The sequence below is a fragment of the Desulfoplanes sp. genome, from assembly GCF_054921335.1.
In genome coordinates, this window is the sequence record NZ_JBUDSQ010000003.1 from 16,757 (window position 1) to 35,518 (window position 18,762).

The 18,762-nt window shown below is 55.7% G+C and carries 20 protein-coding genes; 10 read left to right on the forward strand and 10 right to left on the reverse strand.

Features of this window, described 5'->3' with window-relative positions:
* Positions 1 to 281: 281 nt before the first annotated feature.
* The 6 genes from ACY692_RS01320 to ACY692_RS01345 all read right to left on the reverse strand — a co-directional run bounded on the left by ACY692_RS01320 (position 282) and on the right by ACY692_RS01345 (position 8,308).
* Complete coding sequence (locus ACY692_RS01320) at positions 282 to 638, reverse strand: hypothetical protein (protein WP_462323523.1); 357 nt, start codon at positions 636 to 638, stop codon at positions 282 to 284.
* Between the two features lie 20 nt (positions 639 to 658).
* Positions 659 to 2,383: a hydantoinase/oxoprolinase N-terminal domain-containing protein gene (locus tag ACY692_RS01325; RefSeq protein WP_462323524.1), complete on the reverse strand. Its 1,725-nt coding sequence runs from the start codon at positions 2,381 to 2,383 to the stop codon at positions 659 to 661.
* A 103-nt stretch (positions 2,384 to 2,486) separates the two neighbouring features.
* Entirely contained in the window at positions 2,487 to 5,192 is a 2,706-nt protein-coding gene (locus ACY692_RS01330) for an ATP-binding protein (protein ID WP_462323525.1), read from the reverse strand.
* A gap of 15 nt (positions 5,193 to 5,207) precedes the next feature.
* Positions 5,208 to 6,242 carry an ABC transporter substrate-binding protein gene (locus ACY692_RS01335; RefSeq protein ID WP_462323526.1) on the reverse strand — a complete coding sequence of 345 codons (1,035 nt, stop codon included), beginning with the start codon at positions 6,240 to 6,242 and terminating at the stop codon, positions 5,208 to 5,210.
* A 2-nt stretch (positions 6,243 to 6,244) separates the two neighbouring features.
* Positions 6,245 to 7,219, reverse strand: a complete 975-nt coding sequence (locus ACY692_RS01340; protein WP_462323527.1) for an ABC transporter substrate-binding protein — start codon at positions 7,217 to 7,219, stop codon at positions 6,245 to 6,247.
* Between the two features lie 81 nt (positions 7,220 to 7,300).
* Positions 7,301 to 8,308, reverse strand: coding sequence for a substrate-binding domain-containing protein (locus ACY692_RS01345; RefSeq protein ID WP_462323528.1), 1,008 nt, complete (start codon positions 8,306 to 8,308; stop codon positions 7,301 to 7,303).
* Positions 8,309 to 8,478: 170 nt separating this feature from the next.
* Between ACY692_RS01345 and ACY692_RS01350 the strand changes: the two genes are divergently transcribed.
* Together ACY692_RS01350 and ACY692_RS01355 are read left to right on the forward strand one after the other, a co-directional pair.
* Entirely contained in the window at positions 8,479 to 9,171 is a 693-nt protein-coding gene (locus tag ACY692_RS01350) for a phosphoribosylanthranilate isomerase (protein WP_462323529.1), read from the forward strand.
* Positions 9,172 to 9,326: 155 nt separating this feature from the next.
* Positions 9,327 to 9,815, forward strand: coding sequence for a PilZ domain-containing protein (locus ACY692_RS01355; protein WP_462323530.1), 489 nt, complete (start codon positions 9,327 to 9,329; stop codon positions 9,813 to 9,815).
* Positions 9,816 to 9,940: 125 nt separating this feature from the next.
* Here the strand turns inward: ACY692_RS01355 and dnaA are convergent, their stop codons facing one another.
* The gene (dnaA, locus tag ACY692_RS01360) at positions 9,941 to 11,296 is read right to left on the reverse strand and encodes a chromosomal replication initiator protein DnaA (protein ID WP_462323531.1); all 1,356 of its coding nucleotides are present in this window, start codon (positions 11,294 to 11,296) and stop codon (positions 9,941 to 9,943) included.
* A 427-nt stretch (positions 11,297 to 11,723) separates the two neighbouring features.
* Positions 11,724 to 11,915: a hypothetical protein gene (locus tag ACY692_RS01365; protein WP_462323532.1), complete on the reverse strand. Its 192-nt coding sequence runs from the start codon at positions 11,913 to 11,915 to the stop codon at positions 11,724 to 11,726.
* A gap of 195 nt (positions 11,916 to 12,110) precedes the next feature.
* Here ACY692_RS01365 and ACY692_RS01370 point away from each other — a divergent pair, with 195 nt between their 5' ends.
* The 5 genes from ACY692_RS01370 (at position 12,111) to ACY692_RS01390 (ending at position 16,328) form a co-directional block, all read left to right on the forward strand.
* A complete protein-coding gene (locus ACY692_RS01370; RefSeq protein ID WP_462323533.1) occupies positions 12,111 to 12,479 on the forward strand; it encodes a CoA-binding protein in 369 nt (122 codons plus the stop codon).
* Positions 12,480 to 12,566: 87 nt separating this feature from the next.
* Positions 12,567 to 13,736, forward strand: coding sequence for a DNA polymerase IV (gene dinB, locus ACY692_RS01375; RefSeq protein WP_462323534.1), 1,170 nt, complete (start codon positions 12,567 to 12,569; stop codon positions 13,734 to 13,736).
* A 51-nt stretch (positions 13,737 to 13,787) separates the two neighbouring features.
* Positions 13,788 to 15,173 carry an aminopeptidase P family protein gene (locus tag ACY692_RS01380; protein ID WP_462323535.1) on the forward strand — a complete coding sequence of 462 codons (1,386 nt, stop codon included), beginning with the start codon at positions 13,788 to 13,790 and terminating at the stop codon, positions 15,171 to 15,173.
* Positions 15,174 to 15,266: 93 nt separating this feature from the next.
* Positions 15,267 to 15,950: a CBS and ACT domain-containing protein gene (locus ACY692_RS01385; protein ID WP_462323536.1), complete on the forward strand. Its 684-nt coding sequence runs from the start codon at positions 15,267 to 15,269 to the stop codon at positions 15,948 to 15,950.
* Positions 15,951 to 16,040: 90 nt separating this feature from the next.
* Complete coding sequence (locus tag ACY692_RS01390) at positions 16,041 to 16,328, forward strand: hypothetical protein (protein WP_462323537.1); 288 nt, start codon at positions 16,041 to 16,043, stop codon at positions 16,326 to 16,328.
* Positions 16,329 to 16,370: 42 nt separating this feature from the next.
* On the opposite strand, the gene ACY692_RS01395 is transcribed toward ACY692_RS01390, so the two are convergent.
* The gene (locus tag ACY692_RS01395) at positions 16,371 to 16,892 is read right to left on the reverse strand and encodes a DUF84 family protein (RefSeq protein ID WP_462323538.1); all 522 of its coding nucleotides are present in this window, start codon (positions 16,890 to 16,892) and stop codon (positions 16,371 to 16,373) included.
* 169 nt (positions 16,893 to 17,061) lie between these two features.
* Here ACY692_RS01395 and ACY692_RS01400 point away from each other — a divergent pair, with 169 nt between their 5' ends.
* Complete coding sequence (locus tag ACY692_RS01400) at positions 17,062 to 17,358, forward strand: hypothetical protein (RefSeq protein ID WP_462323539.1); 297 nt, start codon at positions 17,062 to 17,064, stop codon at positions 17,356 to 17,358.
* A gap of 70 nt (positions 17,359 to 17,428) precedes the next feature.
* Here the strand turns inward: ACY692_RS01400 and ACY692_RS01405 are convergent, their stop codons facing one another.
* Positions 17,429 to 17,722, reverse strand: coding sequence for a hypothetical protein (locus ACY692_RS01405; protein ID WP_462323540.1), 294 nt, complete (start codon positions 17,720 to 17,722; stop codon positions 17,429 to 17,431).
* A gap of 36 nt (positions 17,723 to 17,758) precedes the next feature.
* On the opposite strand from ACY692_RS01405, the gene ACY692_RS01410 reads away from it, so the two are divergent.
* Positions 17,759 to 17,917, forward strand: a complete 159-nt coding sequence (locus ACY692_RS01410; protein WP_462323541.1) for a hypothetical protein — start codon at positions 17,759 to 17,761, stop codon at positions 17,915 to 17,917.
* 124 nt (positions 17,918 to 18,041) lie between these two features.
* A complete protein-coding gene (gene pyrR, locus ACY692_RS01415; protein WP_462323542.1) occupies positions 18,042 to 18,584 on the forward strand; it encodes a bifunctional pyr operon transcriptional regulator/uracil phosphoribosyltransferase PyrR in 543 nt (180 codons plus the stop codon).
* Positions 18,585 to 18,762: the final 178 nt, after the last annotated feature.

Consider the following 18,762-nt stretch of genomic DNA (forward strand, 5'->3'; position numbering starts at 1 on the left):
AAATGGATGCTCTGCCGTGGCCCTCAGGATTTTATACCACCAGAGGAACCCTGTGCACGGCATGCACCCATCCGGAAATGGGTTGGAGCGGTTGGAGCGTATCCCATCGGAGAGATGGCCACGGTCTTGGTCCGGAATGGGTATCCGGCCTGTTTGCAGTGGCACGAAAAACAAAACTCCGGTGTCCTTTTGGAGCGTGGACACCGGAGTTATTCCAACCAACTCAAAACATGTTCGTTACCTGTTGGTTATATCGTTGTCAAATCCAAACCGGACCCTTTTCAGGACTGCAGGACATCCAGGGGGTCCTTTGTGCTCGTGTTGGCAAAAAAGTATTCCTTGTCAAAGGGACCAAATCCCCCTGTCTCGGCAATCCGGGAGAAAAAATCCACTCTGTCATACCGCTTGCATCGCTCGGCGGTCGCCCCGGTTTGCTGGTAATAAACCTGTTGACGGAAGGGTTGGTTGGAAAGGGTCAGATCGTAGACCCCGGTTTCTCCCCCACCGGCGTCGATTTCCACCCAGGCATGGACGAACCAGCCGTTCTCGCCTTTGAGCCAGCCATGCACGACCGTGCACGCATCACTCTCGCTGGCTACTTCCATTGCTGCGGAAAAACATGCTTTTTTGTATTCCATATCCTCTCCTTGTGGATGATCTATGTCGGGCCGTCCAGACCGAGCCATGCGGCACCGACGGCGTTGCCGACATCATAATTGGACGGGAAAGAAACCGTGGTCCCAAGGTGGTCCGCCACACTGGGGAGTACATGGGGGGAGCAAGCCCCTATGCCGATGATCGGCGGCTTGATGGTGATCTTGATATCGACAAGCGGGTTGGCGTTTGCGTGGAGGAACGTGCCCAGTCCCGTGTTCACTTCCCTGCCGGCCACGTATTCCAGGATGGTCGAGGCTATCTTGTCCCCTGCCAGGGAAAGGACATGGGCGCAAAAGGTGGCCACGTCCATGTTCTGGGATTTTCCCAGTACACGGGCGCCATGCATGGCATGCTCGCCATGGCCGATGCGGATTTTGCCCAAACAGTGCAGACTGTCGGTTACGGTGAATCCGGCCTGGATGATCGACTGGGTTTTAAGCAGCGCCCGGAGTTTTTTCTCAACAGCGATTTCACCCATGTTATTTAGCTCCCCGATTTTTCCAGGGGTTGCAGGACCGTGTTCTTGCAGCCAGGCAACAATCGGATCCTCTACCTTCCCCGTCGGGTCCGGGGCGGCAAAGACCAGGCTCGATTCCAATTCCGGACCCAGCCATCCTATGGCCGAAACAAGCAGCGGCAGGTCCTGTGTACGGATATAATTTTCGATCTGGCAGAGGGGGAGAACCCTTGCGGGGCCGAGTTCGTGGATGCCGACGCGCAGGGGCGTGACCAGGCTGTCGCCACCGACGCCAACGGTGAACATTTCCACCGCCTGCACATGGGTTTGCCAACCGCCGATGGTCATGCCGGAAGTATCCATGACCGGTTTGCCCCCTGCGACCAAGGTGATGTCCGTGGTTGTCCCACCCATGTCCACGACCAGTGCCGTGTCCTTGGGCGCGATACGCGAACCGAACCAGGCCGTTGCCGCGGGGCCGCTGGCAAAGGTGGAGGCCGATTGGTTGACCGCCTTTGCCAGCTCTATTTCCGAGCAATCCCCACAGACCATGCGCACGTCCCCCCGGATCCCCAGCCCGGACAGGGAAGAGCGCACCCCTTGAACAAAGCGCTGCATGACTGGAAGGAGCTTGGCGTTGAGTAGTGCGGTCGTGGCCCTTTCCCGCATGCCCGGTCGGGTTGACGCCTGGTGGGAACAGAATACCGGTTTGTCGTCCAGCAGAGCGATGGCCTTGGATACGACGAGTTCATGGGTCGGATCGGCGAAACTCATCAGTGAAGCGACGCCATAGGCCTGGACATGTCCCTCCATTTCCCGAATGCCGTCGTAGAGATACTCAAGACCCAGTGGGGCCGTCTCTATCCCCTTGGCTTTATGTCCGCCGGGAATATAACGCATCTCCTCGGCCGGGACATCAAGGCGTTGGTTGAACCCGATGACGAAAAGTCCCACGTCCGCTCCCTTGCCTTCGACAAGGACGTTCGTGGCCAGGGTCGTTGAAATGACCGTACGGCCGATGTGCGCAGCAGGGACGGTCCCTCTGGCCAGAAGTTCTTTGATCGCCCGGACGATCCCGGTCCCCGGGTTCGTATGGGTCGTTGGGACCTTGACGCTTGCGTGGATCCTTCGGGTTCCACGGTCCATGACGACCGCGTCGGTGTAGGTGCCTCCGGCGTCAACGCCGATGATGTATGATGTCGTTTCCATGGAGATAGGTGGCCGGTGTGTAATAGAGGGGTCCGTTGCAGCGGGGGTGTTTGTAGCCATTGTGGTTACCGGAGTCACGAAAAAATTGTCACTGTGGACGGCTGATCAAGGGGGTACTGCGGAATGGACAACATGCTTTTGGGGCGTCCGTCCGGGCTGAAGGCTATTCGATGGCCAGAGGGACCTGTTTGCAGGGCAGCTTGATGACGAACCGGGCACCGTGGCCGGGCATCGATTCGACATACATCATTCCGTTGTGGTTTTCGGATATGATGAAGTAGGAGACCGACAGACCGAGTCCGGTGCCCGATCCGACCTCCTTGGTGGTGAAAAAGGGTTCAAAGATGCGTTTGCGCATGGAATCCTCGATTCCCGGTCCATTGTCCGCTATGATCACGGTTGCGGTTTTTTTGTCCGCAGTGATGGTTATGGTGAATGTCGGGGTGTAGTTTTCCTCCATGGCATTCTTTTTTTCGGCCATGGCGTGGGCACCATTCTTAAGGATGTTGAAGAAAACCTGCTGGATTTTGCTCGCCTCGCAGGGGACCATGGGCATGTCAGGATCATAGTGGCGCTCAATGGTTATCTTTTTGAAATCGTAATCTTTTTTTAGGTCGTAGTCGTTTTCGGCCAAACCGATGGTTGTGTCCATGAGCCCGGTAAGGCTGTGCAGTGTCTTTTCAGAGCTCCCCTTGCGGCTGAAACTGAGCATGTTTTCCACGATCTTTGCCGCCCGTTCTCCACCGTCCCGTATCGCGGCGAGCATGTTCGGGACGCGGCGTTTTTGCATATAGGTGTGCACTGCCTCCATAGAAGTACCACTCTCCTTTGCCACGTTCACGTTTTTGGGGAGGGCGGGATCGAGACGCAATCCGATCACCTGGGCCGCCTGCAGGATGCCCGCAAGCGGGTTGTTGATTTCATGGGCCATGCCCGCGGCAAGACCGCCCACGGAGAGCATCTTTTCCGACTGGATCATCATTTCCTCGATCCGGACCTGTTCACTGATATCGTCGATGCGGATCACGGCCCCTTGGACGCTGTTGGTGATCAAGGGAAAAATGGTCATGTCGACATGTTTGGTCCCACTGGTCAGGGGCAATTCGACCTTGTGCTCTTCGTGCGGGTATTTGTTGTCAACGGCCTGTTGGATATGTTCCATTTTTTCGTTGAGAGCCGGTACGGCCTTGGCAAGAGGGAGTCCCTCCGCGATGTCGGCCCGCACCCCGAGTTCCTTTTCTGCCTGTTTGTTCCAGTGGGTGATCCTTCCCTGGGGGGTCACCGCTATGAGTATGGAGGGCATGGAGTTGATGATGTTGTCCAGATAGGACCGCAACCGTTCGAGTTCCAATTCCGAGTGTTTCCGGGCGGTGATATTGGCCATGGTCCCCTCAATATATGTGTCCTGGGGTGTTTTGACCCGGTGTGCGTTCAGGGTGATCCATGCCAGGGAACCCCGGGTGGTGAAAAGCGGGGTCTCGGAGTGGTGGATGGCATCGTGGTCCTTGAGGTAGTCGACCAATGGGCGGTTCCCGTTTGCATCAAGATAGAGGCCGTTGAGGGTCGGTTTTTCTGGCGGGGATCCCAACCGGTCGGAATGGCCCAAGATTTTGAGCATGGCCGGGTTGGCACTGCGCAGGGTCCCGTCCGGGTCCATCTGGAAGATCCCGTCAAAGGCGTTGTCCACGATGCTCCGGTAGGTGGCCTCGGAGTGGCTGAGGGCGGCATAGGAGACTTCGAGTTCCGCTGCCATGGAATTGAGGGCCCCCTGGATGTCCGCCCATTCGTCCCTGCGGTCCATGGAGATGCGTGCCGACAAATCCCCCCCGTAGAATGTTCCGATCCCCTTGACGATGGTTGCAAGAGGGGTGCGGACATGTGCCTTGATGAAACGGAAGGTGAAAAAGCCAAGGGCCGTGAGCATGATCGAGAAAATGACGAGGATGGCCATCTGTGATTGGTCCACGATATTGTCGATGCTCCGGACGACCCCGTGGCTGCTTTGGGTGATCTGCATGTCGAGTGCGGCCATTTTCTCGAGCAGGATGGTTTTTTCCCTGTGCAGTGTTGTCCGTTGTTCATCCAACCCGGCCATCTGGTCGTGTAGGCGGTGGATGTTGTCTTCGTATGCATCGATCAGCCGCGTGATATCCTGGCCATACTTGGCTATCTGCCTTTGGGAAGCCGTGAGTGTACGGATGCGGAGTCTAAAATCGTCCAGGGCCAGGATAATGGGGTGGCCCTGGTCGATCATCCCCGGTTTGAAATGTTCGGCGTCCAGCCGAGCGTTGATATTGGCGATACGTAAGAGATTTTCCCGGTATCCGAAGACGAGGAGCGAGAGTTGTTCTATCAGCGAGGTGTCTTCTCCATCAAGAGTCATGCCGATGAGAAGTTCGGTAATGGTGTCCTCAAGACGGGAAAGGGTCAGGTCGAGATCTTTTTCGATAATGTCCCGCTTTTCCAGGGTTTGATTGACCCGGATACACCCGTCGAGGAATGTGTGCATGGCCTCCTGCAGGTCGTGGAGGTCCTGTTTGAGGGCGACGATGTGGTTCTTGGTGTTTGCCCGCCGGATCAGGGCCATGATGCGTGTACCTTCTGTCTGCAGATGCTCGGGCTGACCAAAAAAACTGTTGAGCAAAAGATTGATGTCCGCGAAAATAATAGAAAGATCCCGGGTGACCTTGGCGTTTTCCGCGGTCTCTAGGATATGCTGGTTGGTGATCTGGTGGGTCAGCTGTTTGACGTTTTTCGAAGACATAAGAATAAAGACGAGAACGGTCAGGCAGCCGAGTCCAAGACCTATGGACAGGAGCATGAGCCGTGTGCGCAAACGGATGCGGGCTTTTAGCGGGGATGTGAACATGTCGTTGCGTAATATCTATCGGGGTCGATGGTTTGTCCCGGTGCCGCGTGTCGTTACCAGGGTCGTCCCACGGAGTGCCGAGGGTGCGGGACTCAATTGCAAACGTTTGAGGGCGGTGACGTTGATATATCTTTTTCCGTTGCGGTTTCTGGAAATGGGAACGAAGGCGATTGGAGTGCCCTGGAGGATTTCAAGGAGCATTTTGGCGCAGAGCATCCCCTGTTCATACCCGGATTGCTGCACCGTGCATAATCCCCCGTTCCGGACACCTGCCGCTGAATCGGTCAAGATGGGATGGTCGGGGTAAACGGCTGCCGCCCTTTGCATCAACTCTTCGAGGGGAATGGCCATGTTTTTGCGTACATCCCGGACACCTTCCATGCTAAGGAGGTAGACCGCATCCACGCGGTCTGCGAGTCCGGCCAGTTCGTTTTCCATCTGCTCCCAGGTGGAGATGGTCAAAAAAAGGGGGCTCGGGAGGCCGATTTCCGAGGAAAGGGTGCGGGCTTGGGTGAGCATGTTTTTTCCGGTCCGGTTATCCGGGACCATGAAGGCGATCCTGCGGATCGAGGGGTCGAGTTGACGGCCCAGGGCGATGGTCTCGGCGATGTGCGGGCGTTCGAGCACTCCGGTGACATTGGCTGCAGGGTAGCCGTATTCCTCGGCGGCGGCGTTGACACCACAGAAGACAACAGGGGTTTTGACGCGGTCTTTGAGATACGGAAGGACGAAGAGCGGTTGGGCATTGTCATCGGCCGCGATCACCCCTGAAGGGGCCATTTTTCGGTATAAGCGGTGTGCCAGGATGGCCCGTTGCCGGGCTCCTTTGATGTTCCGTTTGGTGTCGAGATAGAAAAAGACCGGTCCACACTCACCCTGGAGGGTCTCTTCGATGCCCGCACGCAGGGATTTACTCCAATAATATTGCTCATGATAGCTCATGATGACAAGCACGGTACACGGTGGCCCCGTTTGGGTCCCGGTTTTTCCCGGCAAGGGGACGAGCAGGAGGGTCGCGAGCACGAAAAGGATGGCCGGAATCCGGTGCATGGTCATTGTCCCATTGTCGGTTTGGGGGGAGATGGTCCGGGGGCGGGCAGGACCATGCAGGTGTCTACCAGTGCCGCGGGCCGTGGGTTGATCCCCATTGTCCGCATGGCCACGAGGTTCAGTACCCGCTTTCCGGGGATGTTCGTGACGATGGGGAGGTTTTTCATGGGCACCCCCGACATGGCTTTTTTGAGCATGGCCGCGGCCATTCTCCCCTGCAGTCGGCCGTCCAGGGCCACGGTGAGCAGAGCCCCCTGCTGGACGTGGAAAACCGTTGCACCGAGTACGGGTTTGTCAAAAATTTCCAGGATCTTTTTGAAGACGGTCGCCCCGCTTTGTGGGGTTCCGCCGGCGTCCGGAAGACCGTTCAGGGCCACGGCGTAGAGGAGATCCGTTGTGTCGCGCAGGTCCGAGGCGATGTCCAAGGCCTCCTCATATGTGCGCGGCTCGTGCACCGAGACCACGTTTACCGGGAAGGATGGGGCATCCTTGGCGATCTGTTCCAAGATCCCCTTGGAGGATCTGCTCTTGCGGACCATAAAGGCGACCTTGCGGACATGGGGAAGAAGCATCGTGGTAAAGGCAAGGGTTTGGGCGACGGGTAATTTTTCTCGGATTCCGGTGACGTTGCCGGCGGGATACCCATATTTTTCAGGGGACTGGTTCACCCCGACGAACACGGTCGGTACCGACGTCTTGTCTTTGATAAACGGGACGACAAAGTGGGTCTGGGCAAGATCGTCCGCAGCGATGATGCCGTCAGGGAGAGGGTCCTTGTGGTCGGCCATGATCTGTTCCCCGGCCCGGGCACAGGCCCCGGGATTCTTCTTGCCCGGCAAGTACTCCCATTCGATTCCGAATTCCTGTCCCAGAACTTCTCGTATGCCCTTGGACAGGTTTTTTACCCAATAGAAATCCTTTTCATAGCTCATGACCACGAGAACCGTAGGCCTTTGGGCTGGGCAGGGATGGGCCATGAACAATGTCCCCCCTAAAAGACATGAGCAGATTGCATAAAGCAGGGTTCGGTGCTGTGTACACATATTCTACCTGGAAGATCAAAATGCGGGATCATCTATGGTTTCGGCGGTGGATTTTATCGGTTCTTCCAGGATGACCTGGAGTCCCCTGGCATCGCAAAAGGGGGTGTAGGGGCCCAGCGTGCCCGCGCTGAACGGTACGTCCTCTTGTATTTCGTCCTTGGCGAAACGATAGGCCGCATAGGCGGTCAGATAGCCGTGGTCCGCTCCGTTCCACAGCCAGAATGTGCTGACGACGCCCTGCCGCACATAGGATTCCATCATGCTGGGTATGGAGTTGCCGGTCAGGGCGACCGAGCGATGGTCCATGGTCTCGGCTACGGCCTGGGCCGCTCCGGGCAGGTTGGTGGAGCCAAGGGCAATGATCCCGGATAGATCCGGATAGGACCGCAGGATGTCCCTGGTCACGCGCGTGGCCTTTTCCGTATCTTCTCCGGCGGGTCGGATTGTCAGAATGTGTATGCCGGGATATGATCGGTGTATGGTCTTTTGGATCGCTGTTATCCATTCGGCCTGGTCCGGCGCGGTAAAGCTCGTAGTGACGATGGCGATGTCCCCTGTGGGACCCATCTGCTCGACCAATGTCTCGACCAATGCCCGTCCGAATCGTGTGGAGTCCACCAGATTGACGAAGATGTCCCGGAAATCCGAATCAGCGCCCCAGGCCATGACGCGGGTCCCTTGGTCGGCCGCTTTTTGGAGGATGGGTACGATGCGTTTGGCGTCGTTGGGCGCGACCGCGAGGACATCTGGATGCATGGGAAGGATCCGTTCGATGATCCGGATCTGGTTTTCCACACGCGGCCTGGACGGCCCGATCCAGAGGATGTCCGCATCGGGGAGTTCGGCGGCCGCAACGTCTACGCCATCACGCTTGACCTCCACGTAATAGGGAATACCCACGACCTTGGGTATGATGACGATGGAGACTTTTTCCCCGGAGTATAGGACGGGAGGGAAAAACAGGACCATGCAGGAGATCACGGAGAGTAGATGCCGGAATGGTTTGGCAACAACTTGGGCCATGGGTCATTTCCTCGGTGGAACCGGGTGGATCATTTCTCAGGATGTTGAGTCAGTCCGGAAGGATGGGAGAAATTTGAATGACACGTAACAGATTTTTTGGGAAAAGACACCAAAAAATATCCAGCGCAACCGAGCCCCCTGTCCTGGGGCATAGCCGGAGGGAATGGACCATGGATCATATTGTACAGATTGCAGGAGTCCGCAGCCGGGAGGAGGCAATGGCCCTGGCCGCTTGCAACGTGACCCATATCGGGTTCCCCCTGTGCCTTGACTACCACGAAGAGGACATGGACGCGCCCACGGTCCGTTCCGTGGTCGCAAAACTCCCTGAGAAGGTCACTGGCGTGCTGATCACCTATCTCAAGAAGGCCGAAAAAATCATCGGTTTGAGTGGGTACCTTGGGGTAGGGTCGGTCCAGCTCCATGGTAGGGTTTCTATGTACGAGCTTGCGCGGATCAGACGAGAATGCCCAAGAATGTATATCATCAAGAGTCTGATAATAGGGGACGATTCATTGGAAAATCTCCCCGGGACGATCGCCTCTTATGGACGATTCGTGGACGCCTTCTTGACCGATACATACGATGTTTCATCCGGGGCTTCCGGCGCTACGGGAAAAGTACATGACTGGAATATAAGCAAGAAAATAGTCGATATGAGCCCTGTCCCCGTTATTTTGGCAGGGGGTCTTACACCGGAGAATGTACGTTTAGGCATCGAATTTGTAAGACCCTTTGGAGTGGATGCGCATACCGGTGTTGAAGGCTCTTCCGGGACCAAGGATCCATCCCTGGTCCGGTCGTTTGTGCGGGAGGCCACGGTAGGGTTTTTTCATATGAAACTACATGGTGGGCGTACATGAAATCTGGTAGTTGAAGAAATTCTTGTCTTCTTTCCTCGGAATGTGTTATAGCCTGTCATACTTTTTTTAGGACTTTTGTATGATAGTTTCGATGCGAAGTTTACCCTCCTAGAAAGGGGGGGCTTTTTTTATTACCTGGTAACCTTGGGGGAAGTATGGGTAAAGACGTCATGATTTCATTCCGGACCAATGGCAAGCTCCGTGAGGCGCTCAAAAAAATGGCCAAGGAGGAAAAGAAATCCCTCTCGGCCATGATCGAACTCATCTTGTACCAAAAAATGGCCCAGTTTCCTGTGGCCCAACCATCCGACCGCCGTGACTATCCCCGCAAGAAGGATACCTTGCCGGTGATCATCCGCGCCGGCAACGGGACCGGAAGGGTCATCGAGGGCGGGACGATCACGAATATCTCTTTTGGCGGGGTCCGTATTTCCATGCCCAAGGATCTTGGTAGCCGTATCGTCGAGGAAGAGGGGGAGAGGGATTTTGATATCCTGTTCACCCTGCCCGACGAGGTCAAGCCCGTCTCGCTCAAGTGTTCGCTCAAGAATATCGCCGAATCCAAGGATTCCGTGATTGTCGGCGCCTCGTTCATGCAGCCGGACTCACCCAGCTGCCAGACGGTCCAGCGCCACCTTATGTGAATCCGTATCTGGGAAAAAGCTTCTCGCCCCCTATTCTGGATGGTTCATCACCTGGAACCATCCAGAATAGGGGGCGATTTTTTTGGGGAAGGAAACCGGTACAAAGAAAAAAGGGGGCAGGGGGGTTAGGTGAGGGCGTTTACGGTCCGTTCGAGTTGGAGCCCGACCCGTGATTTTTTGGACATCTCCCGCTGGATGTAGTTGATCCCCTTGAGTACGGTGGAGTGCCTTCTGTTGAACTGTCTGCCGATTTTTTCAAGGGAGAGATCGGTGTGTTTTCTGGCCAGAAAGAAGGCGGTGTTGCGGGCCAGGACATTGAGCTTCTTGCGGCTTCTGGACGCGAGCTCCTGCGCGGAAATGTCATAGGCCTTGCAAATAAAGCCCACTATCTGCTCGAGATCCATTCCGGAGACATCGCAATCGTAATTTTCAAGGACCTCCATGGCCATCTCGGTGCAGATGTTTTCTTTGAGCAGTTTGGCCTTGAGAATGAGATTTTGCAGGCAGCTTTCAAGTTGTCTCACATCGCTGTTTAACTTGTGGGCGAGAAGTTCCTCCACATCGCGTGGTATGGACAGCAGTCCATTTTGGGACTTGGCCCTGATGATGCGTGTTCTCGTTTCGAAGTCCGGCTTTTGGATCATGCTGATGAATCCCTGGCAGAACCGTGAGGAAAGATCGGGGTTGATCTGAGCGAGTTCCTTGGGAAGGCACGAGGAGGTGAACACGATTTTCTTGCCGTGGGCCTGCAGGGATTTGATGGTCGAAAGGAGTTCGTCCTGCATCTTTTCCTTGCCCTGGAGAAAATTGATGTCTTCGAGCAGAAGAATGTCCGTCCGGTCCCTGTATAGGGCCTTGAATTGGTCGATGGTCTTGGATTTGAGCGCATGGACCATCTGGTTGGCAAACTCCTCGGCGGTCAGGTAGATGGTCTTGACGTGGTCATGGTTGGATGTTTTCGCCACGGCCTTGCCGATTGCCTGGATCAAGTGGGTCTTTCCCAGTCCCGGCCCGGAGCTCAAAAAAAGCTGGTCCGAAGCAAATGTCTGGGTGGCGAAATTGTGGGAGGCCATGAAGGCCATTTCATTGGAAGAGCCCACGACAAAATCGTCGAAGGAAAATCGCCATGTATGCTGGGTATGACTTTTTGCCTGCGGAAGGATGGGCAAGCCGATGCTTGCTTCCCGGGGGGGCTTTTGGGGAGAGGGAGCCGCCTGCCGCTCCGGCGTTGGCCGTCTTTGGGATTCTTGCCCCTGGATGGAGATATGTGGCGTCTTGCCAAGCACTTCTTTGGCCGCTTCCTGGATGGAGCCCAGGAGGCGGTCCCGGACCCATGACGCCACAAAGCCGTTGGGCGCAACCAGGTGGATGGAGTCAGGCGTGCACTCGGCGCGCAGCGGCTTTATCCAAACCTGATATATACCGGGCTTCAGACGGTTTTGGAGACTGGTCTGTATGGCGTTCCATGAATTGTTCAACATGGAGCCGGTATCTATAGCCCCGGATCGTGGAGGGCAAACTGGAATATTCTACGATAGCTAAAGTTTTCTCTGTTTTTTTTTACAAGATAATATCTTGTTTTAATTGTATAAATTCTGGATAATACGTGAGCGTTACAAAAAAGACATACCCCCGGAAATCCCGTTGAGCCGGGGGTTTCATGGTGTCAATGGTTGCTTTTTCCACAGGCTGTTATTTGTTTTTCCACAGGCATTGCAGCTTTTTCCTTCTATATGCTCGATAATTTTTGATTTGAGTTGGGCCGATATTCCTCTTGGACCGATGATGTGCTAAAGATCGTTTTTTAGCCACACGTTCGCCACGGGCCATGGTCCACGCCGTCAAGGTCCGCTGTGGGCGGTATTTTGCCGCCGTATCCGGTCTGCGGGGAACCCCCTTGCGCAGTGGTTATTGGTTGGTTCCTTCTCTTGGCTCAAAGAGCTCGACCAGTTCCTTGAAGAGTTGGGGGATCTTGTCCGGATTGGCGGATGCCGATCCCGCATAGATCTTTGTGATGGCCAGGGCATGGTCGATGCCGGTTGTTTTGCCGAATCCGGAATTGAAATAGCTGTCGATACGCTTGTGTAGATATTCTTCCATGGTGCCTCCATTAAGGCCCTGCCCCGGGGGGCGGGGACGGTAGTGTGCTGGGCCGAACAAGAAAGGACGTAGTATTTGGAAGATACGATAAATTTTTGGAGAGAACAATAGGCACGCACGGATTTTTTGCTCGCAGTGGGGCCGGCTGGGAGCAAGGATGTGGTTGTGCAAACAGTATCCAGGGAGGGTGGGAGTATGGGATCGAAGACAACCGTTGTGTTGGGGGCCAGCCCCAAGAAGGACCGCTACTCCAACAAGGCCATGCATATGCTCCGGGAATACGGCCACAAGGTCGTTCCGGTACACCCGGCCTTTTCCGAGATAGACGGGATACGTACGTGCAACCGTCTCCAGGACATTGGGGAGGACGTGGACACCCTCACCCTCTATGTCGGGGCCAAGCGGAGCGAACAGATGGTCCGGGAGATCATCGGCCTGAGGCCGAGGCGGGTTATTTTTAATCCAGGAGCGGAATCCGGGACGGTACGGCAAGCCCTCGAGGCGGAGGCGATCCATTGTGAGGAGGCGTGCACACTGGTTTTGCTGAAAACAGGGCAATTTTAGCCCCCCCCCATTGTCCATCCAGACAAGGACCGTAGGGGGGATCAAGGAAGGGCAGAGAGCAACCAGGGGACACCAACGGGATCGTCTATGATCATGCATCTTGATATGGATGCCTTTTTTGCCTCTGTCGAGCAGGCGGACAATCCCAAACTGCGCGGGTGCCCAGTGATCATCGGTACGGGCAAGAGGGCCGTCGCCTCCACCTGTTCCTACGAGGCCCGGGGGTTTGGGGTCCGCTCGGGGATGCCCCTGTTCGAGGCACGCGGACTGTGTCCGCAGGGAATTTTTTTGCCGGGCAGGCGCTCGCGGTACCAGGAGGTCTCGCGGGCCATTTTTGCGGTCCTTGGGGAATATTCTCCCCTTGTCCAGAGGGCGTCCATCGATGAAGGGTATTTGGATATCTCCGGAACACAGCGGCTTTTCGGCCCGCCCCTGGAACTCGCAAAGGCCATACAGGAACGGATCGAGGCCCGGTTTGCGTTGACCTGTTCCATCGGGGTGGCTCCCGTAAAATTTTTGGCCAAGATCGCCTCGGACTGGAAAAAGCCCCGTGGGATCACCATTATTTCCCCGGAAGATGTTCCCGGGTTTCTTGCAATCCTTCCCGTGTCCAAAATTCCCGGGGTCGGCCCCAAGACCCTCGCCGTGCTTGAAAGATTGGGGGTGGGGTTCGCCTCCCAGATTCTGGGCTTTTCCAAGGAGTTCTGGATCCGTAAGCTGGGGAAGCATGGGCGGGTTCTTTACGACCGCGCGCACGGCCTGGATGATTCGCCGGTCGTGGGGGAGGAGCGCCGTAAATCATACAGTTGTGAAAATACCCTTGGCGAGGACACTCGGGATATGTCCACCCTTGTGCGCTGGTTGTTGGCCCAAAGCACCGAGGTCGGTCGTGTTTTACGCGCCGAGGGAATTTTTGGACGGACCATCACCTTGAAACTCAAGTTCGATGATTTTTCCACGAGCAGCCGGAGCCGGACCCTTGCGATCGCTACAAACTCGAGCGGATGTATTTTCAGGGAAGCCAGGGGGTTGCTCCAGGAAAAGGGGCTGCCAAGAAAGGTCCGGCTCATCGGAGTGGGGCTGTCCCATTTTGGTCCCTACCGTCCGCATCTTCCCATTGGTGAGGACCCTGCTCGGAAAAGATCCGCTCGGCTCGATGCCGCGGTGGATGCCGTCAGCCGAAAATTCGGTCCCCAAGGGATCACACCGGCAACATTGTTGGGGGACACGACGGATCAGGGTATATCGTCAGAATAGTGCCGCGGATGACGGGGCATGGGTACAAACAATAGGATCGGGATGTGTATGATGTTTGAGTCTGGAGTCTATATACGACGCAGAGCTGTGTTGTGTGGGGGTATGGGGGAAGGAATACTCCTTTTTCCCGGGCATGGGCAAGTGGCCATCAATAGCCCGGACAACCTCTATCCCTTCCGACAGGACAGTTCTTTCCTGTATTATTTCGGGCTTTCCGTTCCCGGGTTGGTCGGGGTTATCGATGCGGGGACCGGAACAAGCTGGCTCTTTGGCCCCCCCACTCGTTTGGAGGATGCTATCTGGACGGGACCGGTACCGAGTATAGGCGAACTGGCCGAACAGAGCGGGGTCGACCACGGATGCGGCCTTGGGGACCTGGATGGATTTTTGGCCAAGGTGTGCACCCAAAAGGCGACGGTCCATTTTCTTCCCCCCTATCGGTCCACGACACGTCTCGACCTGGAGCGTTTGCTTGGTCTGCCCCACAAGACGTCTGTGAATGGGGGATCGCAGCCCCTCGCCCGCGCGGTCATTGCCCAGAGGAGTGTCAAGTCCCCGCGGGAGATCGAGCAAATCGAGGCCGCACTGAATATCTCTTCGGCCATGTACTCCAAGGCCTTTGGACTCGCTGTCCCGGGAACGACCGAACAGCAGATCAAGGGGGCCATCGAGGCCGAGGTGGTCATGCGTGGTGCGAGACGTTCCTTCGCGCCCATTGTCACCACCCATGGGCATATCTTGCATAATCCCGATTCGAACAATACCCTGGCCCGTGGAGATCTTCTACTCATCGATTCCGGCGCGGAGACCGCCATGGGCTATGCCTCGGACATCACCAGGACCCTTCCCGTAGGCGGATGTTTTTCCTCCATGCAACGCGATATCTATGCCGTCGTTCTTGCCGCCCAAGAAGCGGCCATTGCCGCTCTGGCACCCGGGGTTCCCTTCAAGGCCGCGCATATGACGGCCGCACGAACGGTCGTCCAGGGGCTCAAGGATATAGGGCTCATGGAGGGGGATGTGGACGGGGCGGTTGAGGCCGGGGCGCATGCCCTTTTTTTCGTCCATGGTCTTGGGCATATGCTCGGGCTGGATGTGCATGATATGGAGAGTCTGGGAGAGGACCTTGTCGGGTACGACGATCAGGTCAGCCGTAGTCCGCAGTTCGGTCTCCATGCCCTCCGCCTTGCACGACGGGTCGAGGAGGGATTTGTCCTTACCGTGGAGCCGGGGATCTATTTTATTCCCGGGCTCATCGGAACCTGGGAGCGGAAGGGATGGTGCTCGTCGTTCATCCGGTATGAAAAACTCGCCGCCTATCACACGTTCGGTGGGATCCGTATCGAGGACGATGTGCTTGTCATGCGTGACCGCGCCCGCGTTCTTGGACCCTCTATTCCGAAACAAATCAAGGAGATCGAACGAAATTTAGGTTGATTTTTTGTCCTGGGCAAGACATTACTTGCTGGACGGATCGCATGATAGAGATGGAACAACCGGTGGTTATACTTTTTCGAGGAGGAATCTTGTATGCTTGTAAAGAACTGGATGACTGAAGGCTGCATCAATCTCAGTGAGGAAACAAATGTGCTGGATGCCAGTGAAATCATGCGCAGAACCAAAGTGCGACAATTTCCCGTCATCGACAGTCGGGGGGGGCTCGTTGGTATCGTTTCCGACCGTGATATACGGGACGCCATGCCCTCAAAGTATCTTCCCGGAGATCCTGTTTCCAACCAGGAGACCAACCTCCTCACTCTGCGGGTCAGTGATATCATGACCATCGATCCGCTGGTCACCTCCCCCGAGGAGACCGTGGAGACGGTTGCGGCCATTTTGCTCCAGAACAAGATCGGAGCCCTTCCGGTTCTCGACGGCGCGAATGCGTTGGTCGGGATCATTACGGAAATCGATGTGCTCAGGTATCTTTGCGCCACATCCGGTGGTTCCATCATGGCTGGAATCCAATTGATCTTTGAGATCGAGGACACGGCCGGTGCGACTATCGATCTGCTTGGCTATCTGCAGGGAGAAAAGATCCGGCTCACCAGTGTATTGACATCCTATAAAAATGTCGAAAACGGCCACCGGCGGGTATCCATACGGGTCCAAAGCACCGGTGACCATTCCCTTGAAACCCTTGCCGAGTTTTTGAGAAAGAAGTTCAAACTCACCCATTATGTCAAGGATGGCCGCGCCGTGGCTGTCGACTGATCAGGGGTGTCTGTACGGTGGGGGAGAAAACGGTGTTGGTATGTTCGTATTTTTACGGATAAAGATAGGAGATAAAGGGGCGTCTTTGCAATGAATCCGCTTGAAAATGTGTCGTTGTATGTACTTTCCGATGTGCTGCGGCGCATGGAATGTCTCTATGAAGAAGATCCGCAGACCTATCAGGATTTTCTCGGTGAGATCTGTGACGAGTTTCCCCTGGCCAGGGAGTATATGCTGGCCATCCAGCATATGTCCGACCAGGGGGCTGATGGGACGGCCATCAAACAGGCCGACCTGAATATGCGCCATATCATGGCCCTGTGGATCATCACCATGGAAAAGCATATTCCCGGTACGGCGGGCATGGCTGACCATTGAAATTCCGGCCCACCACATATGGTCGTTCCCGTGTGAACCGTTTTAGACATCCATACCCGCTAGGGCCATCATGATTGCGGGTTTGGTATACTCCATCCTTGTCACCCGGCCTTTGGTCAGGATGCCGATGATACCCTGTTTATAGCCGATGCGCGGATCCTCGGACAGACCGGAGCCGCGCACGGCCTCGTCCAGTTCCATCCCCTGCTCCACGACCGCCCTGGTGACCGTTATGGGGAGCTCAAAGGCCGGCCCTAGTCCGGTGTATATCGAAACGGAATCAACAATGACACAGGCCGTCAGATTCATGTAACCCGTCGGGGCCATGTCTACTTGAACAAGGCCTGATTCCAGACCTATGCCTATATCCCCGAGCGCGAATGCTCCCTTGGCCCTGTTCCTGGCCCCCGTGATGGTTTCGTCCAGTCCGATGGGTTGATCGCTGACCATGGACGCAACTCCCGCCGGGGTGACAGACGCCTTGGAAAAACAGGGGATGGTCGCAAGGACCTCCTGCGTGGCCTGGAGTTTGACAGGATTGAGTGACCCCAAGACTATACGCATAGCACCTCTTGTCCGGATAATATTGTTTTCTGGAAATACGACCGTCAAAAAACGGGTAAAATCTGCCCGTCAACAATGATCGTTTTTTATAACTATTTGATATTTAGATAATAATTTTTTTTGGTTCGCTAATTGTATAATCTTTCCAAAAGACAATGGAGGAAAGAACATGCACGCAGCAGGAATACACTCGGTCCCGGAGGCCAGCACCAGCACCACCTTGAATGTAGGTACGGGGGCGGCAAAAAAGCAGCCCGGTACGGAATTGCCCCCCGATACTGTCGATCTCCGCTCTTCCCGTAACCGTTTCGAGGATATGGACCCCGATACGGCCCAGTGGGATAGTTCGATCATGGACGCCACCATCGGCATGGTCCGGGGCGGTCATGGTTTCCCCTCCCATGCGGGTCTTGATGCGGGTAGGGTGGCCGGACTTATCAGCGGGTCGGGTGTGGGACTCGCCTGATCCCCAAAAAAAAGGGGAACTACCTTGTAGAACAACATAGTTCCCGAGGATACCGAGTCCTGTCTGGGAGTTATTGTCTGGGAAGACACAGAATTGTATATGCCGCGCGGCAAATTGCCGTTGCGGCATTTTCATCTTCTTCACGGATGATCGCCCCCTGTTCGTCCGTGAAGATGGCGGCCCATTGGTCCCCGTCAATGTTCTTGGGCAGAAGGTCCTTGAGCTGGAAGGTATATCCAATGGTTTGCAGCTTTTCGGCCACGGGAAGGGCCAGGCTGATGTTTTCATGGTAGGGTGTCTCTGCGGGCTGGTCCATGAATGTTGCGATGACACTGTTTTGTCTGTTTGCTCCGATATTGGTCATGATTGTTCCTCGTGCGGATGTGGTCAAGGGGGTAACATGGCGGATATTGACGATTTGCCATGTATGGGCGCTGAACGTGCGGCATGTCATGGCACCGCTTGGGAGACAGGTCAAGCCGGCAAGCGTACACCGTCATCGCAACGCCCGGTCTTGGTTGTAGACTATGAAAAAAATCATAACATTCCAGAACAGTAATCCCAAATGACTCCTTGCCTGCCCCCGGAGAATCACCTACATGTGAGGACATGATATACACGGGGAAACAACACCGTGCCCGTATGCACCCATTCAACCGTGCCATTGTGGGGGGACTGTCGTGATGGCGAAAGAAAGACAGGTAGTTACGGAACAAGAAATGCGCAGAACCACGGAACGGCTGGCCTGCGAGGTCCTCGAGCAGATGGATAACCCCGAGAATCTGGTTCTTGTGGGGATCCAGCGCAGGGGGGTGGAGATCGCGGACCGCATCCGGTCGATCATGGAAGAAAAGACCCCGGGTGTCCTTCCCATGGGTAAGCTGGATATCAATCTCTACCGCGACGACTGGACAGCCCGCAGCGGAGTGCCGTCCATCAACAGTACACATCTGCCGTCCAGCATCAAGGATAGGGATATTTTACTCGTTGACGACGTCCTGTACACCGGGAGGACCATTCGGTGCGCCCTGGAAGCGATACTCGATTTTGGCCGTCCACGCAGTGTCCGTCTCTTGGTCCTGGTAGACCGGGGGAACCGGGAGCTGCCCATCCAGGCGGATTTTATCGGTAAGAAGGTCCAAACCAAACCGGAAGAGCACGTGGATGTGCTCGTCCGGGAACTCGATGGGCAGGACAGGGTGGTTATTCGGTCAAACACCATATGACCGCGCTGGTGCCATTTTTTTATCCTGCTCTTCTGGGTTGTTTTTCTGGACGGAATTTTTGGCAGGGGGGCTTTCCCCAGGGGGGTCCTTGGCTCCCACGCGGGCCTCTCTATACTATCTCACGCAGGCGTATGGCTTTTTTAGAACATGGCAGTCGAGTTGACCGGCGGTAACAGGG